The 18,482-nt window shown below is 73.9% G+C and carries 18 protein-coding genes; 10 read left to right on the forward strand and 8 right to left on the reverse strand.

What is annotated here, in order from left to right:
* Nucleotides 1–135: 135 nt before the first annotated feature.
* Entirely contained in the window at nucleotides 136–933 is a 798-nt protein-coding gene (locus tag BM051_RS23390) for a hypothetical protein (RefSeq protein ID WP_092534419.1), read from the forward strand.
* 12 nt (nucleotides 934–945) lie between these two features.
* Here BM051_RS23390 and BM051_RS23395 read toward each other — a convergent pair whose 3' ends face one another.
* Nucleotides 946–2,025, reverse strand: a complete 1,080-nt coding sequence (locus BM051_RS23395) for a ferrochelatase (RefSeq protein WP_092534554.1) — start codon at nucleotides 2,023–2,025, stop codon at nucleotides 946–948.
* Between the two features lie 96 nt (nucleotides 2,026–2,121).
* Between BM051_RS23395 and BM051_RS23400 the strand changes: the two genes are divergently transcribed.
* Complete coding sequence (locus BM051_RS23400) at nucleotides 2,122–2,697, forward strand: TetR/AcrR family transcriptional regulator (protein ID WP_092534422.1); 576 nt, start codon at nucleotides 2,122–2,124, stop codon at nucleotides 2,695–2,697.
* Between the two features lie 77 nt (nucleotides 2,698–2,774).
* Nucleotides 2,775–3,182 carry a nuclear transport factor 2 family protein gene (locus BM051_RS23405; RefSeq protein ID WP_092534425.1) on the forward strand — a complete coding sequence of 136 codons (408 nt, stop codon included), beginning with the start codon at nucleotides 2,775–2,777 and terminating at the stop codon, nucleotides 3,180–3,182.
* A gap of 3 nt (nucleotides 3,183–3,185) precedes the next feature.
* Here BM051_RS23405 and fabI read toward each other — a convergent pair whose 3' ends face one another.
* The gene (fabI, locus tag BM051_RS23410) at nucleotides 3,186–3,953 is read right to left on the reverse strand and encodes an enoyl-ACP reductase FabI (RefSeq protein ID WP_092534428.1); all 768 of its coding nucleotides are present in this window, start codon (nucleotides 3,951–3,953) and stop codon (nucleotides 3,186–3,188) included.
* 67 nt (nucleotides 3,954–4,020) lie between these two features.
* Nucleotides 4,021–4,725: a beta-ketoacyl-ACP reductase gene (gene fabG / locus BM051_RS23415; RefSeq protein ID WP_092534431.1), complete on the reverse strand. Its 705-nt coding sequence runs from the start codon at nucleotides 4,723–4,725 to the stop codon at nucleotides 4,021–4,023.
* A 153-nt stretch (nucleotides 4,726–4,878) separates the two neighbouring features.
* Here fabG and BM051_RS23420 point away from each other — a divergent pair, with 153 nt between their 5' ends.
* The 4 genes from BM051_RS23420 (at nucleotide 4,879) to BM051_RS23435 (ending at nucleotide 8,618) form a co-directional block, all read left to right on the forward strand.
* Nucleotides 4,879–5,544, forward strand: a complete 666-nt coding sequence (locus BM051_RS23420) for a response regulator transcription factor (protein WP_092534434.1) — start codon at nucleotides 4,879–4,881, stop codon at nucleotides 5,542–5,544.
* Nucleotide 5,545: 1 nt separating this feature from the next.
* Entirely contained in the window at nucleotides 5,546–7,042 is a 1,497-nt protein-coding gene (locus BM051_RS23425) for a sensor histidine kinase (RefSeq protein WP_092534437.1), read from the forward strand.
* Nucleotides 7,039–7,992, forward strand: coding sequence for a TAXI family TRAP transporter solute-binding subunit (locus tag BM051_RS23430; protein ID WP_092534440.1), 954 nt, complete (start codon nucleotides 7,039–7,041; stop codon nucleotides 7,990–7,992). The genes BM051_RS23425 and BM051_RS23430 overlap by 4 nt, the downstream gene beginning before the upstream one ends.
* A gap of 119 nt (nucleotides 7,993–8,111) precedes the next feature.
* Entirely contained in the window at nucleotides 8,112–8,618 is a 507-nt protein-coding gene (locus BM051_RS23435) for a tRNA (cytidine(34)-2'-O)-methyltransferase (RefSeq protein WP_092534443.1), read from the forward strand.
* Here the strand turns inward: BM051_RS23435 and BM051_RS23440 are convergent.
* From BM051_RS23440 to BM051_RS23460, 5 genes are all read right to left on the reverse strand, one after another.
* Entirely contained in the window at nucleotides 8,589–9,572 is a 984-nt protein-coding gene (locus BM051_RS23440; protein WP_092534446.1) for a VWA domain-containing protein, read from the reverse strand. The two genes, BM051_RS23435 and BM051_RS23440, sit on opposite strands and share 30 nt — an antisense overlap.
* On the reverse strand, nucleotides 9,569–10,519 hold the full coding sequence (locus tag BM051_RS23445; protein WP_092534449.1) for a DUF58 domain-containing protein: 951 nt from the start codon (nucleotides 10,517–10,519) through the stop codon (nucleotides 9,569–9,571). Before BM051_RS23445 ends, BM051_RS23440 begins: the two co-directional genes overlap by 4 nt.
* A gap of 9 nt (nucleotides 10,520–10,528) precedes the next feature.
* Nucleotides 10,529–11,596, reverse strand: a complete 1,068-nt coding sequence (locus BM051_RS23450) for an AAA family ATPase (RefSeq protein ID WP_092534452.1) — start codon at nucleotides 11,594–11,596, stop codon at nucleotides 10,529–10,531.
* A gap of 215 nt (nucleotides 11,597–11,811) precedes the next feature.
* Nucleotides 11,812–12,396, reverse strand: a complete 585-nt coding sequence (gene mobA / locus BM051_RS23455; RefSeq protein ID WP_092534455.1) for a molybdenum cofactor guanylyltransferase — start codon at nucleotides 12,394–12,396, stop codon at nucleotides 11,812–11,814.
* Between the two features lie 5 nt (nucleotides 12,397–12,401).
* Nucleotides 12,402–13,736 carry an NlpC/P60 family protein gene (locus tag BM051_RS23460; protein ID WP_092534459.1) on the reverse strand — a complete coding sequence of 445 codons (1,335 nt, stop codon included), beginning with the start codon at nucleotides 13,734–13,736 and terminating at the stop codon, nucleotides 12,402–12,404.
* 357 nt (nucleotides 13,737–14,093) lie between these two features.
* Here BM051_RS23460 and BM051_RS23465 point away from each other — a divergent pair, with 357 nt between their 5' ends.
* From BM051_RS23465 to BM051_RS23475, 3 genes are all read left to right on the forward strand, one after another.
* Complete coding sequence (locus tag BM051_RS23465) at nucleotides 14,094–14,570, forward strand: hypothetical protein (RefSeq protein WP_092534462.1); 477 nt, start codon at nucleotides 14,094–14,096, stop codon at nucleotides 14,568–14,570.
* The gene (locus BM051_RS23470; RefSeq protein WP_243859748.1) at nucleotides 14,567–16,087 is read left to right on the forward strand and encodes a flagellar basal body-associated FliL family protein; all 1,521 of its coding nucleotides are present in this window, start codon (nucleotides 14,567–14,569) and stop codon (nucleotides 16,085–16,087) included. Before BM051_RS23465 ends, BM051_RS23470 begins: the two co-directional genes overlap by 4 nt.
* A gap of 263 nt (nucleotides 16,088–16,350) precedes the next feature.
* The coding region (locus BM051_RS23475; protein ID WP_092534560.1) for an aconitate hydratase at nucleotides 16,351–18,482 on the forward strand (2,132 nt) is incomplete at its 3' end.

The raw sequence follows: 18,482 nt of genomic DNA on the forward strand, positions 1-18,482 counted from the left end.
ACTGATCGATCCGGTCGCCGTCGACGTGGAGCAGCTCCACCCGCCTCATGGCCGTGCTCCTCCCGTCTCCGCTCCTCCCTCGCTGGCGCTCGGTCGACGCTCGACGGTCGTCACGCGGCTGTACGCTGGGTCGGCGTGTGTTGTCCCAGTGCCACCCTCTCCGTCTGGTCCGCCGCCTGGCTGGGCGGTGCCGCGGCCGCCGACGACACCCTCGACGCGTTGCTCGCCTGGGGTGAGGCGCACGAGGTGGTCGCCGCGGACCCGGCTACCGCCGACGCGCTCGGGCTCCCGGTGGCCGGCTCCGTGCCCGCGCCGCCGGCCGAGCTGCTCACGGTGCTGCGCCGACTCGCCGCGCACGGCGCGCGGCTGGTGCTCCCGGTAGCCGGCGACGTGCGCGGGCTCGGCGGGCCGGGACCACTGACCGATGCCGCGCTGAAGGCCGGTGAGGCGACGGTGTTCCCGTCGGCGGGATACGGCGCCGTGCCCCAGCCGGTGGCCGAAGGGCTGCTGCGCTGGACCGTGTACCCGATGGCCGCGCCGGTCCCGCCCGAGCACGTGGGCCTCGGTGAGGCTGAGCACGACCTCACCGAGGCCATCCGAGTGAGCGCCGGCGAGCTACGGTCCCTCGATGTCGCCCGCGAGCGGCCGGGGGTGCGCGACGAGCTGTCCGCCCGGCTGCGCGCACGGCCGCGACTGGACTGGCCACCGCGGACCCCGGGGCGCGCGCTGCGGGTGCTGCAGCGCGCGGACGAGGTCGGCGCGATCCTCGCGCTCGCCGCGGCCGACGAGCCCGGTGGCGCGATGTCCGCCTCCGCCGCGGGCCGGCGGGCCGCGGCGCTGCGGCCGCTGGCCGACGCGGTGCGCCGGGCCCGCTGCGCCGCCGTGGCCGAGGCCGTCCGGGTGTTCAGCGAGCAAGCCGATCCCCGCCCCTGAGCCGGTCGCGGATCAGCGCGGCCGAGACGGGAGGCAGCAGTCGGGGGCGCACGGGGCACCGTTGACCGTGCAGCCGGCGGCCGGCAGGGCGGAGAGCTTGCGCGGCTCGGCGCCAGCGACGTGCTCGCGGACCAGCTCGACGACCAGCTCGGCGAAGCGCGGGTCGCCGTTCGGGGTGGCCGCCCTGGCGAAGCCCATTCCGAGCTCGCCGGCCCGCTCCGCGGCCTCGTTGTCCAGGTCCCACACCACCTCGAGGTGGTCGGACACGAACCCGATGGGGCACACCACCACCGCGGGCACACCGCCCGCGTGCAGCGTGTCGAGGTGGTCCACGACGTCCGGCTCCAGCCACGGCACCGACGGCGGCCCGGACCGGGACTGCCAGACGACGTCGAAGTCGGTGATCCCGACCTCGGCGGCGACCAGTCGGGCGGCCTCGGCGACCTGGCGGGAGTATCGCCGACCACCCTCGGCCGGTGGTCCCGCGGCGCGGTCGGCGGCCTCCGGCACCGAGTGCGCGACGAACACCGTGCGCGGCTCGGCACCACCCAACTCGGCACCGCCCACCTCGACACCGCCCACCTCGACACCGTCCAGCTCGGCGCGGGCCGCGCGGACGGCGTCGGCGAACGCGCCGACGAACAGCGGGTGGTCGAAGAACTGGCGCAGCTTGGTCAGCTCCGGGGCGTCCGGTCCCACGGCGGCCCTGGCCCGCGCGATGTCCTCGTCGTACTGCCGACACGCCGAGTAGCCGCCGTAGGCGCTGGTGGGGAACACCAGCGCGCGGCGCACGCCGTCCGCGGCCATCCTGGCCAGGGTGTCCTCGACCATCGGGTGCCAGTTGCGGTTGCCGAAGTACACCGGCAGCGTGCGGCCCTGCGCCGCCAGCTCCTTCTCCACGGCGGCGATCGCCTCGCGGTTGAGCCGGTTGATCGGGGACACGCCGCCGAAGTGCCGGTAGTGCTCGGCGACCTCCGCCAACCGCTCCGGCGGCACGCCCCGGCCGCGGGTCACGTTCTCCAGGAACGGCAGCACGTCGTCGGGCCCCTCGGGACCGCCGAAGGACAGCCACAGCAGCGCGTCGTAAGCCAGCTCGGTCACGGGCTCCATCTTTCCCCGGTGGGCGCCCCCACACCGACCTGCCCCCTGTTTTGGACCAGTCGATCCATAACGTGGTAGCGTGCCCGCGTGCCACGACCCCGCGAGTTCAACGAGCAGCACGCGATCGACCGCGCGATGTGGGCCTTCTGGGCCGGCGGGTACGGCGGCACGTCGACCGAGCGGCTCACCGAGGCGACCGGCCTGCGCCGGAGCAGCCTCTACAACACGTTCCGCAGCAAGCACGCCCTCTTCCGCCGTTGCCTGTGGCGGTACGCCGAGACCGCCACGCAGGCGCAGCTCGACCTGCTGGCCTCGCCCGGCCCGGCCCGGGAGACGCTCCGTGCGCTGCTGATGCGCGTGGTCGACGACGAGTCCCGGGCCGGCAGCCCCGGCTGCCTCGCCGTGAACACCGCCATCGAGCTGGGCGGCCGGGACGACGAGGTGACCGCCGACCTGCGCCGGGACCGGGAGCGCCTCGCCGGCGCCATTCGGGAGGTGATCGAGCGGGGTCAGCGCGCCGGCGAGATCGACCGCGGCAAGGACGCCGGGGACCTCGCCCACTTCGTCACGGCCACCACCGGAGGTCTGCGCGTCCTGGCCCGCGGCGGCGCCGACCGGGCCACCCTGACCGGCGTCGTGGAGGTGGCCCTCGCCACGCTGTAGCACCGCCCGCGCCGCGGGCCGCGCCGGCTCGCGCTCACATTCTGGACTGGAAGATCCAAAACGGGAAGGAACGAGCGATGTCCGACACGGAACGCACCCGCGCGGTGGTGACCGAGTACTTCCGCCGCCTGGCCGACCGCGACCAGGCCGGCCTGGTCGCGCTGTTCGCTGACGAGGTGCGCTGGGACATCCCCGGCGCCACCGACCTGGTGCCCTGGATCGGGCCGCGAACCACCCGCGCCGAGGTCGCCGAGTTCTTCGCCACCTTCGACGACTACATCGCCCGTGACCGGTTCACCGTGCACCGGATCGTCGCGGACGGCCAGGACGCGGTGGCCCTCGGCGAGCTGCGTAGCCGGGTTCGCGCCACCGGCCAGCTCATCGAGTCGCCGTTCGCCATCCACCTCACCGTGGCCGACGGGAAGATCACCCGATACGTCCTGCTGGAGGACAGCTGGCGGGTGGCCGAGGCCGCCCGGCCGTGAGGCCTACTGGCCCAGCGCGTGCACCCCGCCGTCGACGAAGACCATCGAGCCGGTGGTGGCGGGCAGCCAGTCGGACAGCAGCGCGCAGATGCTCTTCGCGACGGGCGCGGGGTCGCTCGGGTCCCAGCCCAGCGGGGCGCGATCGCCCCAGCCGTCCTCCAACTGGACGAACCCGGGGATCGACTTGGCCGCCATCGTCCTCACCGGGCCGGCCGCCACGAGGTTCACGCGGATGCCGTGCGGGCCGAGGTCGCGTGCCAGGTACCGGTTCACCGACTCCAGCGCGGCCTTGGCCACGCCCATCCAGTTGTACGCCGGCCAGGCGACCCGGGCGTCGAAGTCCATGCCCACGATGGACGAGCCCCGGTCCAGCAGCGGCAGCACGGCCGCCGCGAGCGCCTTGTAGGAGTACGCGGACACGTCCACGGCCTTGGCCACGTCCTCCGACGGCGCGTCGAGGAAGGGCGCGCCGAGGCAGCTCTGCGGGGCGAACGCGATCGAGTGCAGCACCCCGTCGAGACCGTCGACGTGCTCGCGCACCCGGTCGGCGAGCGTGGCCAGGTGCTCGGCATTCTGCACGTCCAACTCGAGCACCGGCGCGGGCTCGGGCAGCCGCCGCGCGATGCGCTCCACCAGCGAGAGCCGGCCGAAGCCGGTGAGCACCACGGTCGCGCCCTGTTCCTGCGCGACCCTGGCCGCGTGGAACGCGATCGACGTGTCGGTGATCACCCCGGTGATCAGCAGCCGCTTGCCGTCGAGCAGTCCGGACACGTGTCCTCCAGGTCAGTGGTCGAGGGTCGGTGGGTCGAGAGGGAGAAGGTGGGTGAGAGGGTCCTGGTCAGTGCCCCATGCCGAGGCCACCGTCCACGGGCAGCACGGCGCCGTTGACGTAGCCGGCCTCGTCGGAGGCGAGGAACCGCACGGCACTGGCGATCTCCGCCGGCTCGCCGTAGCGGCCGGAGGGGACCTGCGCGAGGATCTCCTTCTTCCGGTCCTCCCCCAGCGCGTCGGTCATGTCGGTGGCCACGAAGCCGGGCGCCACCACGTTGGCGGTGATGTTGCGCGACCCCAGCTCCCGCGCCAGCGAGCGGGCGAGCCCGACGAGACCGGCCTTGCTCGCGGCGTAGTTCACCTGGCCGGCCGAGCCCAGCAGCCCGACCACCGAGGAGATGAACACGAAGCGGCCCCACTTCGCCCGCAGCATCCCGCGGGAGGCGCGCTTGGCGACCCGGTAGGCACCGGTGAGGTTCGCGTCGACGACCCGGGTGAACTGCTCCTCGCTCATCCGCATCAGCAGGGTGTCGTCGGTGATCCCGGCGTTGGACACCAGCACCTCCACCGGTCCCTGGTGTTCCTCCACCTGCTTGAACGCCGCGTCCACCTGCTCGGCGTCGGTGACGTCGGCCCGCACGCCGAACAGCCCCTCGGGCGCCCCGGAGCCGCGGTGGGTGACGGCGACCCGGTGGCCCCGCTCGGCGAGATCCCGTGCGATGGCCAGCCCGATGCCGCGATTGCCACCGGTGACCAGAACCGACCGTGCCACGTAGCCTCTCCTTCACCCAGTTCGTGCGCCGCGCGCGTGTTCCGGCACGGAGGCTATCGGCTCGGCCGGTCGCCGTCGCCCCCGCACGCCGACTACGGGCCGGTAACCCGGGATGGTGTAGGACACAACGCGCGGACCAGCGGAGGAGGTCGGGTGCGGGTACTGCTCGTCGAGGACGACGACGGCGTCGCCGGCGCGCTCGCCGAGAGCCTGCGCAGCCGCGGCCACGACGTCGTCCGGGTGGTCCGTGGCGCGGACGCGCTCACCCGGCACCGCGACGCCGACCTGCTGTTGCTGGACCTCGGACTGCCCGACGTCGACGGGTTCACCGTGCTGCACCGGGTTCGCGCGGTGTCGGAGGTGCCGATCCTGGTGCTCACCGCGCGCGGCGACGAGCGCTCCGTGGTCCGTGGGCTGCACCTCGGTGCCGACGACTACCTGGCCAAGCCGATCCGGCTGGCCGAGCTGATGGCCAGGATCGACGCCGTCGTCCGCCGGGGCACCCACCGCGGGCACGGGGACCGGCCGGCGGCACCGGTGCGCGTCGGCGATGTCGAGATCGACGTGGCGGCGCGGCGGGTCACCGCCGGCGGCGCGGAGGTGGTGCTGACCCCGAAGGAGTTCGACGTGCTCGCCGTGCTGGCCGCCCGACCGGGCACCGCGGTGAGTCGGCAGCAACTGCTGGACCAGGTGTGGGGTGACGCCCACCTGGCGGTGTCCCGCTCGCTGGACGTCCACGTGACGCAACTGCGGGCCAAGCTGAACCGGCCGGGGCTGCTGGTCACCATTCGCGGCTTCGGCTACCGGCTGGGCAGCTGACGTGCGCGCCCGGCTGCTGCTGGTGCTGGTGGCGTTCGCGCTCGCGACGGTCGCCGCGTTCGCCGCCCCGCTGCTGGCCAGCACCGCCGAACAGCGCACCCAGGAGCTGGTGATCGCCCGGCTCGCCGACCTCGACCGGTTCGCGGTGCTCGCCCAGCAGGCCGTGGACAGCGGTGCTGCCGCGGCGCTGGTGGCCGACGTCGAGCGTTACACCGAGCTGTACGACGAGGGTGTGGCGGTCGTCGACGCCGCACGCTCGCCGCTGGTCCAGGCCGGCCTTTCGGTGGCCGACCCGGCGGTGCGGGCCAGGGTCGAGGGCGCGCTGCGCAACCAGCCGAGCCCGCACCCGCCGGCGCTGCGGCCATGGTCGACCGAGCCGGTGCTGTTCGCCCGCCCGGTCGGCACCGGCACCCGGGTCTCCGGCGCGGTGGTGCTGCGCGCGTCGGTGGCCCCTGCCGCCCGCGACGTGGCCGTCGGGTGGGGGTCGATTCTGGCCGGCGCGCTGGTCGCCGCCGCCGCGTTCGTGCTGCTGGCGACCGCGCTCGCCCGGTGGGTGCTGCGGCCGCTGCACGCCCTCGAACGGGGCGTCGCCGCGGTGGCGGAGGGGCACCGGGCGCACGTGTCGGCCGGCGCGGGGCCGCGGGAGCTGCGCGCGCTGGCGGAGTCGTTCAACCGGATGTCGGCGGCGGTGCAGCGGTCCGCCGAGCAGCAGCGACGGCTCATCGCCGACGCCTCCCACCAGCTGCGCAACCCGATGGCGGCGCTGCGGCTACGGGTGGACGCGCTCGCCGACCAGCTCCACCCCGCGGGCCGGCGGACCTACCGGGCGACCGTGGCCGAGGTCGAGCGCCTCGAGTCGCTGCTCGACGGGCTGCTGGCGCTGGCGGTCGCGGAGAGCACCGCCACCCGCCGGGCCGCCGGGGAGGATGCCGTTCCGGCGGACGCGGTCACCGTGCTGGCCGACCGGATCGACGCGTGGCGGCCCGCGGCCGAGCGGGCCGGTGTCCGGTTGCGGGACGCCGCCGTGCCGGGACCGGTGCTGGTGCGCTGCCCGGAGTCCGAGCTGGCCCAGGTGCTCGACGTGGCGCTGGACAACGCCGTCAAGTACGCCGGCGCGGGAACGTCGGTGGAGGGGCGGGTGCGGCTCGACACCGCGGCGGGGCGCGTCCGGCTGGAGGTGGCCGACGACGGTCCCGGGCTCACCGCGGCCGAGCTGGCCAGGGCGACCGAGCGGTTCTGGCGGGCCGAGCGGCCGGGCGCGCCGCGGGGCACGGGGCTGGGGCTGGCCATCGCGCAGCGACGGGTCCTGGCATGGGGCGGCGACCTGCGGCTGCGGGCCGCCGAGCCGCACGGGCTGGTGGTGGAGATCGACCTCGAGCCGGCCGGCCCGGACCCGGCGAACGAGGAAGACCACGTGGCACGACTACCGGGCAGCGACCGGGCGGCGGTGAGCGGGGAACACGGCCCTGGCGGCCAGGAGGGGGGTGTGGCGCCGTGACCGTGCGGAGGCGGGCCGCGCTGCTCGGCGCGCTGGGTGGGCTCGGCACCCTGCTGGCCGGGTGCGGCGGGGGCGGCTACCGGGGGCCGGAGCGCGCGCTGAGCATCGCGGCCGGGGAGCCGGGCGGGTTCTACCTGGAGTTCGCCCAGCTGCTCGCCGCCGAGATCGGTCGTGCGGAGCCGCGGCTGCGGGCCATGGCGGTGCCAACCGAGGCGAGCGTGGCCAACGTGGAGCTCGTCGCCGCCGGCCGGGCCGACCTCGGGCTGGTGCTGGCCGACTCCGCCGACGCCGCGGTGCGGGGTGCGCGGCCGTTCCCCGCACCGGTGCCGCTGCGCGCGCTGGGCCGGGTGTACGAGAACTACCTGCAGCTCGTCGCGCGCGCCGGCGGGCGGGTGCGCGCGGTGGCCGACCTCGGCGGGGCCAGGATCTCGCTCGGGGCCGCCCGGTCCGGGGCGGCGCTGACCGGGTCCCGGCTGCTCGACGTCGCCGGGCTGACCGTGCGGGGCGAGCACCGCCCGCTCGCCGAGGCGGTCACCGCGCTGCGCGACAGCCAGGTCGACGCGCTGCTGTGGTCCGGGGGCGTGCCCACCCCGGCGCTGGCCGAGCTGGCCCGGGACACCGCGCTGACGCTGCTCCCGCTGGACGGCGTGCTGCCCGCCCTGCGCACCCGGTACGGACCGGTCTACGAGCCCGTGCGGATCCCCGCGGGGGCCTACACCGGGGTGCCGGCGCTGCCGACGATCGGGGTGGCGAACCTGCTGGTGTGCTCCCCCGCGCTGCCGGCCGAGGTCGCCGCCGCGGTGGTGACCGTACTCGTCACCAGGGCCGCCGACCTGGTGCCCGCCCAGGCCGTGGGCACGCAGTACCTCGACGTCCGCTCGCTGATCGGCACCGGCGCCGTCTCCCTGCATCCCGGTGCCGTGGCGGCGTACCGAGAGCGGCACGGCTAGGTCGGGCTCTTCCAGCCCGCCCGTATAGGGCATTATACATCTCGGTCGAGCCGCGTCGAGCATCTCCGCGGCTGACCCGCGCTCTCCGAGCGAGGCCAGAACAGGAAGAATCGGCGGCCGTGTTCCGGATCCTGTTCTACCGGCCGGAGATCCCGCCGAACACCGGCAACGCGATCCGGCTGGCCGCCAACACCGGCTGCGAGTTGCACCTGGTGCGCCCGCTCGGCTTCGACCTCGACGCCAGGAACGTCCGCAGGGCCGGCCTCGACTACCACGACCTCGCCGCGGTGCGGGTGCACGCCGACCTCGCCGCGGCCTGGGCGGCGCTGCTGCCGGCCGCCGTCTACGCCTTCACCACCGGCGCGCCCCGCCGGCACACCGACGTCCGCTACGCCGCCGGAGACGTGCTCCTGTTCGGACCGGAGTCGGTCGGCCTTCCCGCCGAGGTGCGGCACGACCCCGCGGTGACCGATCGGGTGGGCCTGCCGATGCTGCCCACCTCCCGCTCCCTCAACCTCGCCAACGCCGCCGCGGTCGCCGTGTACGAGGCGTGGCGCCAGCACGGCTTCGCCACCGCCGGCTGCCCCGGTCGGGGCTCAGGGCAGCCGCTGGCCGAGGAACAGTGAGCTGCCGGCCGCGCCGAGCAGCAGCAACGTGCCCAGCGCCAGCCACGGCTTGCTCGCGTCGGTGTCCTTGGTCTCGTAGCCGATCTGCTCGCCCAGGCTGGCGTAGACCTTCTTGAGCTCCTCGGCGGTCGCGGCCTTGTAGAACTCGCCGCCGGAGAGCCGGGCGATCTCCCGCATCGACTCGTCGTCGACCTCGACCGGGATCTCCTTGCCCTCGATCACCACGGTGCCGTGCGAGGTGCCGAACGAGATGGCCGACACCGGCACGCCCTGCTGCTTGGCGGCCTGCGCCGCGGTGTAGGCGCCCCGCGGGTCGTAGGGGTCGCCGGTCGGCACGGTTTGCTTGCCGTCGGTCATCAGCACGACCCGCGCCGGCGGCGGCCCCTCGGCGCCGCCGACCACCGCGGAGAACCCCTCGATCGACTGCAGCGCGGCGAAGATGCCCTCGCCGGTCGCCGTCGACTGGGCGAGCTTGAGGTTGTCGATGGCCCGCAGCACACCCTCCCGCTCGGTGGTCGGCGCCACCAGCACGGTCGCCGTGCCGGCGAACGACACCAGCCCCAGGTTCACCCCGGGGGTGAGTCCCTCGGCGAACGACCTCGCCGCCTCCTGCGCCGCCTCGAGCCGGGTGGGGGCCACGTCGGTCGCCTCCATCGACAGCGAGACGTCGATGGTCAACATCACGGTCGCCCGGTTACGCGGCACCTTCTGCTCCGCCGTCGGCCCGGCCAGCGCGAACGTCAGCAGGATCAGCGAGACGAGCAACAGGGCCGCGGGCAGGTGCCGCTGCCAGCCCTGGCTGCGCGGCGCGACCCGCTCGAGCAACTCGAGGTTGGTGAACCGCATCGTCCGCTTGCGCCGGGAGCGCTGCGCGACGACATAGCCGACGACGACCGCGGCGACGACGACCAGCAGCAGGAACCACCACGGGGTGGCGAAACCGGTGAGGTTCACCGCCCTCCTCCCGACCAGCCGCGCTTGCGCGCGACCACGAAACGCACGGTGTCGGCGATCCAGTCCGAGTCGGTGCGCAGCACCAGGTGCCCCGCCCCCGCGTGGCGCAGCCCGGCCGCCACCTGGTCGCGGTGCGCCCTGGCCGCGGCGGCGAACTCCTTGCGCAGCAACGCCGAGGCGTGCACCTCCCGCTGCCGCCCCGACTCCGGGTCGGCCAGCACGACGGTGCCGACGTCGGGCAAATCGACGTCCCGCGGGTCGATCACCTCGATCCCCACCAGATCGTGCCGGGCGGACAGCGCGCGCAGCGGGCGCTGCCACTCCATGCCGCCGAGGAAGTCCGAGATCACCACGACCAGGCCCCGCCGCCGGGGCGGGCGACGGAGCTGCTCGATGGCGCCGGCGAGGTCACCCCGGGTGCCCTCCGGCGCGCGCGGGGTCGTCGCGACGGTGCGCACCAGCCCACGGGCGTGGGCGAGGCCGCCGCGGGCCGGCAGCCGGGTCGTGGTCTTCCCGGTGGAGATCACCGCGCCGATCCTGTTCCCGCCCCCGCCGGTCAGGTGGGCCACCGCGGCGACGGCGCACACCACCAGGTCGCGCTTCTCGCACACTCCCGTGCCGAAGTCGAGGCTGGCGGACAGGTCGACCACGACCCACGTCTCCAGCTCGCGGTCGGCGACCGTCTCCCGGATGTGCGGGACCGTGGTCCGCGCGGTGACCGCCCAGTCCATCCGGCGCACGTCGTCGCCCGGCTGGTAGGGGCGCGCCTCCCCCGGCTCCGAGCCGGGGCCCGGCACCAGGCCGAGGTGGTTGCCCTGGAGCAGGCCGTCCAGCCGGCGCCGCACCTCCAACTCCAGGGTGCGCAGCCCGGCCTCGAGCCGGTCTCCGCGCAGGACCGGAGGGGCCCATGGCGGCCGGCCGCCGTTCGAGTCGCTGATCGCACCCATGGTCGCGAGCTACCGGCCGGGCGCACCCGCCGCCACGGGCTGGCCCGAGCCGCCCTGCGGGCGGGCGGACACCTGCGGCAACGGCACCGTCTGCAACACGCGGGTGATGATGTGGTCCAGCGGCACGCCGTCGGCGAGCGCGTCGTAGGACAGCACCAGGCGGTGCCGCAGCACGTCCGGCACCACGTCCACCACGTCCTGCGGCAGCACGTAGTCGCGGCCCCGGACCAGCGCCAGCGCGCGGGCGGCGGCGATGATGCCGAGGCTGGCTCGGGGCGAGGCGCCGTAGGACACCCACCCGGCGACGTCACCGAGGCCGTGCTCGGCGGGGGTGCGGGTGGCGAGCACCAGGCGGACGACGTAGTCCACCAGCGCGTGGTGCACGAACACCCGCGCGGCGACGCCCTGCAGCCGGACCAGCTCCGCGGGGCTGAGCACCTCGTGCGGCTCCGGCGGGGTCACCCCCATCCGGTAGATGATCTCCCGCTCCTCCTCGGCGCTCGGGTAGTCCACGATGATCTTGAAGAGGAACCGGTCGCGCTGCGCCTCCGGCAGCGGGTAGACGCCCTCGTTCTCGATCGGGTTCTGGGTGGCCAGCACCAGGAACGGGTCGGGCATCGGGAAGGTCTGGCCGCCGATCGACACGTGCCGCTCGGCCATCACCTCGAGCATCGCCGACTGCACCTTCGCCGGGGCCCGGTTGATCTCGTCGGCCAGCACGAAGTTGGCCACCACCGGGCCGAGCTCGACGTCGAACCGCTCGCTCTCCTGGCGGTAGATCCTGGTGCCGAGGATGTCGGCCGGCACCAGGTCGGGGGTGAACTGCACCCGGGAGAACGAGCCGCCGACGACCCTGGCGAACGTCTCCACGGCCAGCGTCTTGGCCACGCCGGGCACGCCCTCCAGCAGCAGGTGGCCCTTCGCCAGCAGCCCGACCAGCATCCGCTCCACCAGCCGGTCCTGGCCGACGATGACCCGCTTCACCTCGAACACGGTCCGCTCCAGCAACTGGGCGTCACGTGCCGGGGTGCCGGGGTGCGCCCCCGCGGCGCCGTCCGCGAAGCCGGGCTCGGTCACGGTGCCTCCTACCTGTTCTGATCACGACTCTCGCGACCGTACCGGCGCGACCGTACCGGGCGCTGCCCCTCCCGGGCCCGCCACCCGGCCAGCCGGGCCCCAGCCGGTGCCACAGCCTGGTGACCAGCCAACCGCACGCCCGGTATGAGAGCTGTGAAGATCCCCACGCGGACCTGGTGACACCTCGGTGAGATCGTCATCGCCGCGGTCGGTCGTCACCGCGGTCGGTCGTCACCGCGCCGGCGGGCGCGATCGAGGTCGGCCGGGGTGTCCACGTCGTCGGCCTCCCCCGGCAGTGCCGGGACCTCCACGAGGGACAGTCCACCCAGGACACCCCGCAGGGACGCGCCCGCGGGCCGCTCCGGCAGCGCGGCGCGCAGCGCCGCCGCGCGCCACACCCCGACCAGCCACTGCCGGTGACCGTCGCGGTCGACCAGCAGGGCGCCCTGCGCGGGAGGGGTCGCGGCGCGCAGTGCCGCGGCCAACCGGTCCACGGTGGCCGCGGTGACCCCGGTGAGGTCGCCGGCGAGCACCGCCACCGGATCGGCCGTTTCGGGCAGCGCGGCGACCCCCGCGGCGAGGGCCGCCACCGGCCCGGAGCCGGGCGGGTCCTCGCGGGTCCACCGCACTCGCTCGGGCAGGCCGCGGCGCCGCGGTCCGACCACCACCACCGGCTCGCACCGCCCCAGCGCGCGCAGCACCCCGCGCAGCAACGGCTCGCCGCCCACCTCCACCATGGTCTTGTCCACTCCGGACAGCCGGCGGGCGGCTCCGCCGGCGAGCACGATGCCGGCGAGCACCGCGGTCAGCCGATCAGCCGGGTGGCGTAGGGCATGATGCCGCCGTAGCGCACCGGGGAGACCTTCACCCTGGAGCCGGAGTGCGGCGCCTCGATCATCTGGCCGTTGCCCAGGTACAGCGCCACGTGGTGGATCCGGCCGCCGCGGTAGCCCCAGAACAGCATGTCCCCCCGGCGCAGCTGCGACAGCGGAACCTTCCGCCCGGCGTGGTACTGGTAGCCGCTGTAGTGCGGCAGCGGCTTGACCCCGGCGAACGCGTAGATCATCAACCCGGAGCAGTCGAACCCGATCTTGCGGTAGTCGCCGTGCGCGTCGGCCACCCCGCCGTCCCGGATGCCGCGGGTCGGCCCGCTGGCGTTGCCACCTCCCCACGCGTAGGGCACCCCGAGCTGCGACATGGCCCTGGCGATCACCGCCTCGACGGACGCGCCGGCGGGCGCGGACGGCCGGGCGGACGCCGGTGCGTGGCCCGAGCTCCCCTGACCGGACGCGGCCATCGCCGCCTGTCGGGCCCTGGCCTCCTCCTCGGCCCGCTTCTGCCGCTGCCAGTCCGCGTACCGCTGGCGCTGGCCCTCCAGGCCGCTCACCCGGGACTGCGCCTCGAAGAGCCGCTGCTCGACCGCCTGCTTCTCCGCCTCGAGCTGGTCGGCCCTGGCGGCCTGGCTGTCCTGGGCCTCGACGGCCGCGGCGTGCGCGGCGTCGGCGGTGGCCTTCGCCCGCTCCGCCTCGGCCTGCTTCTCCCTGGCGACCTCCAGCGCCTTGCGGGCCGCGGCGTCGGAGTTGGCCTTCTCGGTCTGCGCGCGCCGCATGCTCTCCAGCGCGTCGAGCTGCGCGTCACCGACCGCGCCGAGCAACTGTGCCCTCGCCAGCAGCTCCCGCGGGCTGTCCGAGCCGATGTAGGCCGACATCGAGCCGATGGTGCTGCCCTGCTGGTAGCTACCGGCCACGAACCGGTCGAGCGCGGCGCGGGCGGACTCGACCTCGGCCGCGGCGGCGTCGACGGCCGCACGGGCGGCCCGCGCGTCCCGCTCGGCGGTGTCGGCCGCGTCCTGCGCGGCCCGCATGTCCACCAGCGCCTTGTTGGCCTCCTCCAGCTTCAGCTCGACCTCGGCGTTGAGGTCGTCGAGCCGGGCGGTGGCCGCGGCGAGCTGGTTGGTGAGCTGCCCGACCGCGCCGGCCCTGGCCTCGGCGGCCCTGCGGCTGGCGTCGAGCTCCTCCTCGCTCGGGTTCGGCGGTGGCGGGGGCACCGCGGCGACCGTGCCCGAGCCGCCGACCAGCACGGCGAGCACGGCCACCCCGGTGAGCACGCCCCGGCGGATCACGCGTACCGCGCCCGCCATCGTTCGTCCTGTCGGCACCGTGCCCACCTCCCACTGCGAACTACTGCGAACCAGCTCGCCTCGACCCGGTCAGTCCGGCCTTCGCGCTGCTCCCGAGCCGTCCACATCGGATCGCGCGGGAGCAGGACTTGGACAAACTGTGCCACCGGCGTCACATCTTCACCACTCGTCACACCTGGAACGCGCTCATCCTCAGCCACTTTCCCCGGACTGGGGGACCCACTGTCGTGACCGAATCGTGATCAAACGTCGTCCGACAAGGTGAAACCGGCACGACGGGGAACGCGTCGCACCACGGTCGACACCCACTGCCATCCCCTGCCACGCCACCACTGCCACCCGCGTTCGGGAGCTGCCATGCCGACCTCACGTTCCCCCGGCGCCCCGGTGCCGGCCGCCGTCGCGGCGGTCGGCCTGGTCGTGGTCGTCGTCGGCACCTTCCTGCCCTGGTTGCGCTCCGGCAGCGTGCGGCGCAGCAGCTACGAGACGGCCTCGCTGGTCGACCACTTCTCACTGCTCGACCACGCTCTGCTCGGTGCGGTGCTGCGGTCCTGGGTCGCGGTGCCGCTGGTCGCCGCGAGCTGTGTCGCGCTGCTCGCGGTGCGGCTGTCCCGGACCGCGGCGATCGGCACGATCGTGCTGGCGATCGTGGTGGGAACCGTGGCGGTGGGAGTCCTCGTCCAAGGCGGCGATGCCAGCGGGCCGGTCGGGCTCGTCCCGGCCGGCCCGCTGGCCTGCCTCGCCGGCAGCACGATCGCCCTGATCGGTGCGCTGGGCGTGCTCGCCACGTCCCGCCGCATCCGCGCACACGGAAGAGCAGGTATCGCACAGTGACGCAGCCAGGACCCGACGGTCAGTGGGCCCAGCACGGCGGCCCCCAACAGGGCTGGCCCCCGCCGCAGCACCCGGGGCAGCCCTCCCCGCAGCACTCCTACCCGCAGCACCCCTACCCGCAGCACCCCTACCCGCAGAGCCAGTACCCGCAGAGCCAGTACCCTGGCCAGCCCGACCCGCAGCAGTCGTACCCGGCGCCCGGCACGCCGGCACAGGGCCACCCCCAGGCCTTCCCGCAGGCCGCCTGGGACGCCCACGGGACGCCGCCCCAGGAGCCGCCCCGCCGGAGCCGGCGCGGGCTGGTGATCGGGCTGGTGGTGGCCCTCGTCGTGGCGATCGGTGGCGGCGCCACCTGGTTCGCGCTGGCGCAGCGCGGATCCGCGGCGGCCGGGGCGGCCACCCCGACAGAAGCCGTGCAGAACCTGGCCGACTCGCTCGGCACCGGCGACGTCGTCGGACTGCTCGGCACGCTCGCCCCGGCCGAGGCCGCGCTGTTCACCGACCCGCTCGAGGAGACCACCCGGGAGCTCAAGCGGCTGCGCATCCTCGACGAGAGCGCCGACCCCACGGCGCTGTCCGGGGTCGAGCTGAAGCCGGAGAACCTCGCGTTCGACGCCGCCCAGGAGGAGCGGGTCAACGACCACGTCACCATCACCAAGCTGACCGGCGGCACGTTCACCGTGACGGCGGACCTGAGCAAGGTGCCGCTGGCCGACGCGTTCCTCGACGCCATGCTGAGCCGGTCGGAGCGCCGGGAGCTGGAGCAGGGCCCGCAGACCGAAACCGTGGACATCGCCGAGGTGGTGCGCGAGATCGGCGAGCCGATCCGGATCGCCACCGTCAACGTGGACGGTGCGTGGTACCCGAGCCTGCTGTACACGATCGCCGACTACGCGCTGCGGGCGCAGGGCGAGGCGTGGCCGCGACAGTCGATCCCGGCGGGCGGCGCCGACTCGCCGAACGAGGCGGTGCGGCAGCTGGTGCAGGCCGCGCTGGACGCCGACGTACGCAGGGTCATCGAGCTGCTCCCGCCCGACGAGATGGGTGTGCTGCACGACGCCGGCCCGGCGATCCTGGAGTCGCTCGGCACCGACCTGGAGCCGAGCGGTGTCGACGTCACCCGGCTGGAGACCCAGCCCACCCAGGTCAACGGCGGTACCAGGGCCACGGTCACCGCGCTGGAGCTCACCCACACCGCCCGCGGCGAGACGATGTCGCTGGTCCGGGAGAGCGACTGCTACCGGATGGCGATGGGGGCGCGCACCGAGCAGCTCTGCGCGAACGAGCTCGCCGGGATCGTCGAGGAGGAGGCCGACTCCGGTGTCCCACCCGAGGCCCGGCAGGCGCTGCGCAGCCTGGGCACCGGGTTGCTCCAGCAGGGCCTCGGGGTGGTCACCACCGAGGTGGACGGCAAGCACTACGTGAGCCCGTTCCGCACGTTCACCGAGGTGAACCTGACCGTGCTGCGGAGCCTGCGGCCGGAGGACGTCGCGGCACTGCTGAAGATCGCCGACTGACCGCCGACCGCGGCGCCGACGGGCGGGCCCGGTACCACCACGTGGTGCCGGGCCCGACCCCGTACCCGGCTTGAAACGAAAAAAGGACAAGCGTACTGTTTGCATCGGCGGGCGGTGGAGCCCTCCCCCTTCGTGGGCCGGACGCCAGGTGGGCCAGACTCCTCCGCGACCCGAACGACCGCCCAGACAACCGAACTGACCACCGGACGCCCCTCCTCGTGCGGGTGAGCTTCGCGGGGTGCGTCCATGCCGAGGAGTGAGACGTGACTGCACCTGCCAGTAAGGACAGCTTTGGCGCGCGGGATGTGCTGCGGGTTGGTGAGGACTCGTACGAGGTGTTCCGGTTGGATCGGGTGGCGGGGTCGGAGCGGCTTCCGTACAGCTTGAAGATCCTGCTGGAGAACCTGCTGCGGACCGAGGACGGGGTGAACATCACCGCCGAGCACGTGCGGGCGCTGGCGGGGTGGGATCCGGCGGCGGATCCGTCGGTGGAGATCCAGTTCACCCCGGCGCGGGTGATCATGCAGGACTTCACCGGGGTGCCGTGCGTGGTGGACCTGGCCACCATGCGGGAGGCCGTGGCCGAGCTCGGCGGTGACCCCGACAAGGTCAACCCCCTCGCGCCGGCGGAACTGGTCATCGACCACTCGGTCATCGCCGACGTGTTCGGCAGGGCGGACGCGTTCGAGCGGAACGTCGAGATCGAGTACGAGCGCAACCGGGAGCGCTACCAGTTCCTGCGCTGGGGGCAGAGCGCGTTCAAGGAGTTCAAGGTCGTGCCCCCGGGCACCGGCATCGTCCACCAGGTCAACATCGAGTACCTCGCCCGCACCGTCATGACCCGCAACGGCCAGGCCTACCCCGACACCGGCGTCGGCACCGACTCGCACACCACCATGGTCAACGGCCTCGGCGTGCTCGCCTGGGGTGTGGGTGGCATCGAGGCCGAGGCGGCCATGCTGGGCCAGCCCGTGTCGATGCTCATCCCCCGCGTGGTCGGCTTCAAGCTGACCGGGGAGATCCCGCCCGCGGCCACCGCCACCGACGTGGTGCTGACCATCACCGAGATGCTGCGCCGGCACGGGGTGGTGGGCAAGTTCGTCGAGTTCTACGGCGACGGCGTGGCCGCGGTGCCGCTGGCCAACCGCGCCACCATCGGCAACATGAGCCCCGAGTTCGGCTGCACGGTGTCGATGTTCCCGATCGACGAGGAGACGCTGCGGTACCTGCGGTTCACCGGGCGGCCGGACGAGCAGGTGGCGCTGGTCGAGGCGTACGCCAAGGAGCAGGGCCTGTGGCACGACCCGAGCCGGGAGCCGGAGTTCTCCGAGTACCTGGAGCTGGATCTGTCCACGGTGGTCCCGTCGATCGCCGGGCCGAAGCGGCCGCAGGACCGGATCGACCTGACCGAGTCGAAGTCGGCGTTCCGCACCGTGCTGGGGGACTACGCCAGCCCGAAGGTGACCGGAGACCAGAACCGCCGGCCTGGAGTGCCGCAGCAGGAACGTCCGGAAGGCGTTCTCTCTGTTGTGGACGAAGCGTCGTCGGAGTCCTTCCCGGCCAGCGACGCACCGGCCTATTCGTGGCAGCCGTCCGCGCGGAAGGAGGAACCGCCGGCCCGTGCCTCCGCGGCCACGGGGTCCTCGGGTCGGGCGTCGAAGCCGGTTCAGTTGCGGTCGGCCGAGCGGGGCGAGTTCGAGTTGGATCATGGTGCGGTGGTGATCGCGTCGATCACCTCGTGCACGAACACGTCGAACCCGTCGGTGATGTTGGGGGCGGGGTTGCTGGCGCGCAACGCGGTGGAGAAGGGCCTGACGGTCAAGCCGTGGGTGAAGACCTCGATGGCACCCGGCTCGCAGGTGGTCACCGACTACTACGAGCGGGCCGGGCTGTGGCCGTATCTGGAGAAGCTGGGCTACCACCTGGTCGGCTACGGCTGCACCACCTGCATCGGCAACTCCGGCCCACTGCCCGAGGAGATCTCCACCGCGGTACAGGAACACGACCTGACGGTGGTGTCGGTGCTGTCCGGCAACCGCAACTTCGAAGGCCGGATCAACCCCGACGTCAAGATGAACTACCTCGCCTCCCCACCCCTGGTCATCGCCTACGCCCTGGCCGGCACCATGGACTTCGACTTCCACACCCAACCCCTCGGCCACGACAGCGAGGGCAACCCCGTGTTCCTGCGCGAGATCTGGCCCACCCCCGACGAAATCCACGCCACCATCGACTCGGCCATCACCCAGGAAATGTTCACCACCGACTACGCCGACGTCTTCGACGGCGGCGACCGGTGGAAGTCCCTGCCCACCCCCGAAGGCACCACCTTCGCCTGGGACCCCGACTCCACCTACGTGCGCAAACCCCCCTACTTCGACGGCATGACCCCCCA

Source organism: Amycolatopsis arida, from assembly GCF_900115565.1.
Lineage (GTDB): Bacteria > Actinomycetota > Actinomycetes > Mycobacteriales > Pseudonocardiaceae > Yuhushiella > Yuhushiella arida.

What these genes read in the sequence shown, in the direction of transcription:
- BM051_RS23405 (WP_092534425.1), top strand. Translation starts at nt 2,775, where the DNA reads ATGTCCGACACGGAACGCACCCGCGCGGTGGTGACCGAGTACTTCCGC.
- BM051_RS23445 (WP_092534449.1), bottom strand. Translation starts at nt 10,519, where the DNA reads ATGGGTGCGATCAGCGACTCGAACGGCGGCCGGCCGCCATGGGCCCCT.
- BM051_RS23460 (WP_092534459.1), bottom strand. Translation starts at nt 13,736, where the DNA reads ATGGCGGGCGCGGTACGCGTGATCCGCCGGGGCGTGCTCACCGGGGTG.
- BM051_RS23465 (WP_092534462.1), top strand. Translation starts at nt 14,094, where the DNA reads ATGCCGACCTCACGTTCCCCCGGCGCCCCGGTGCCGGCCGCCGTCGCG.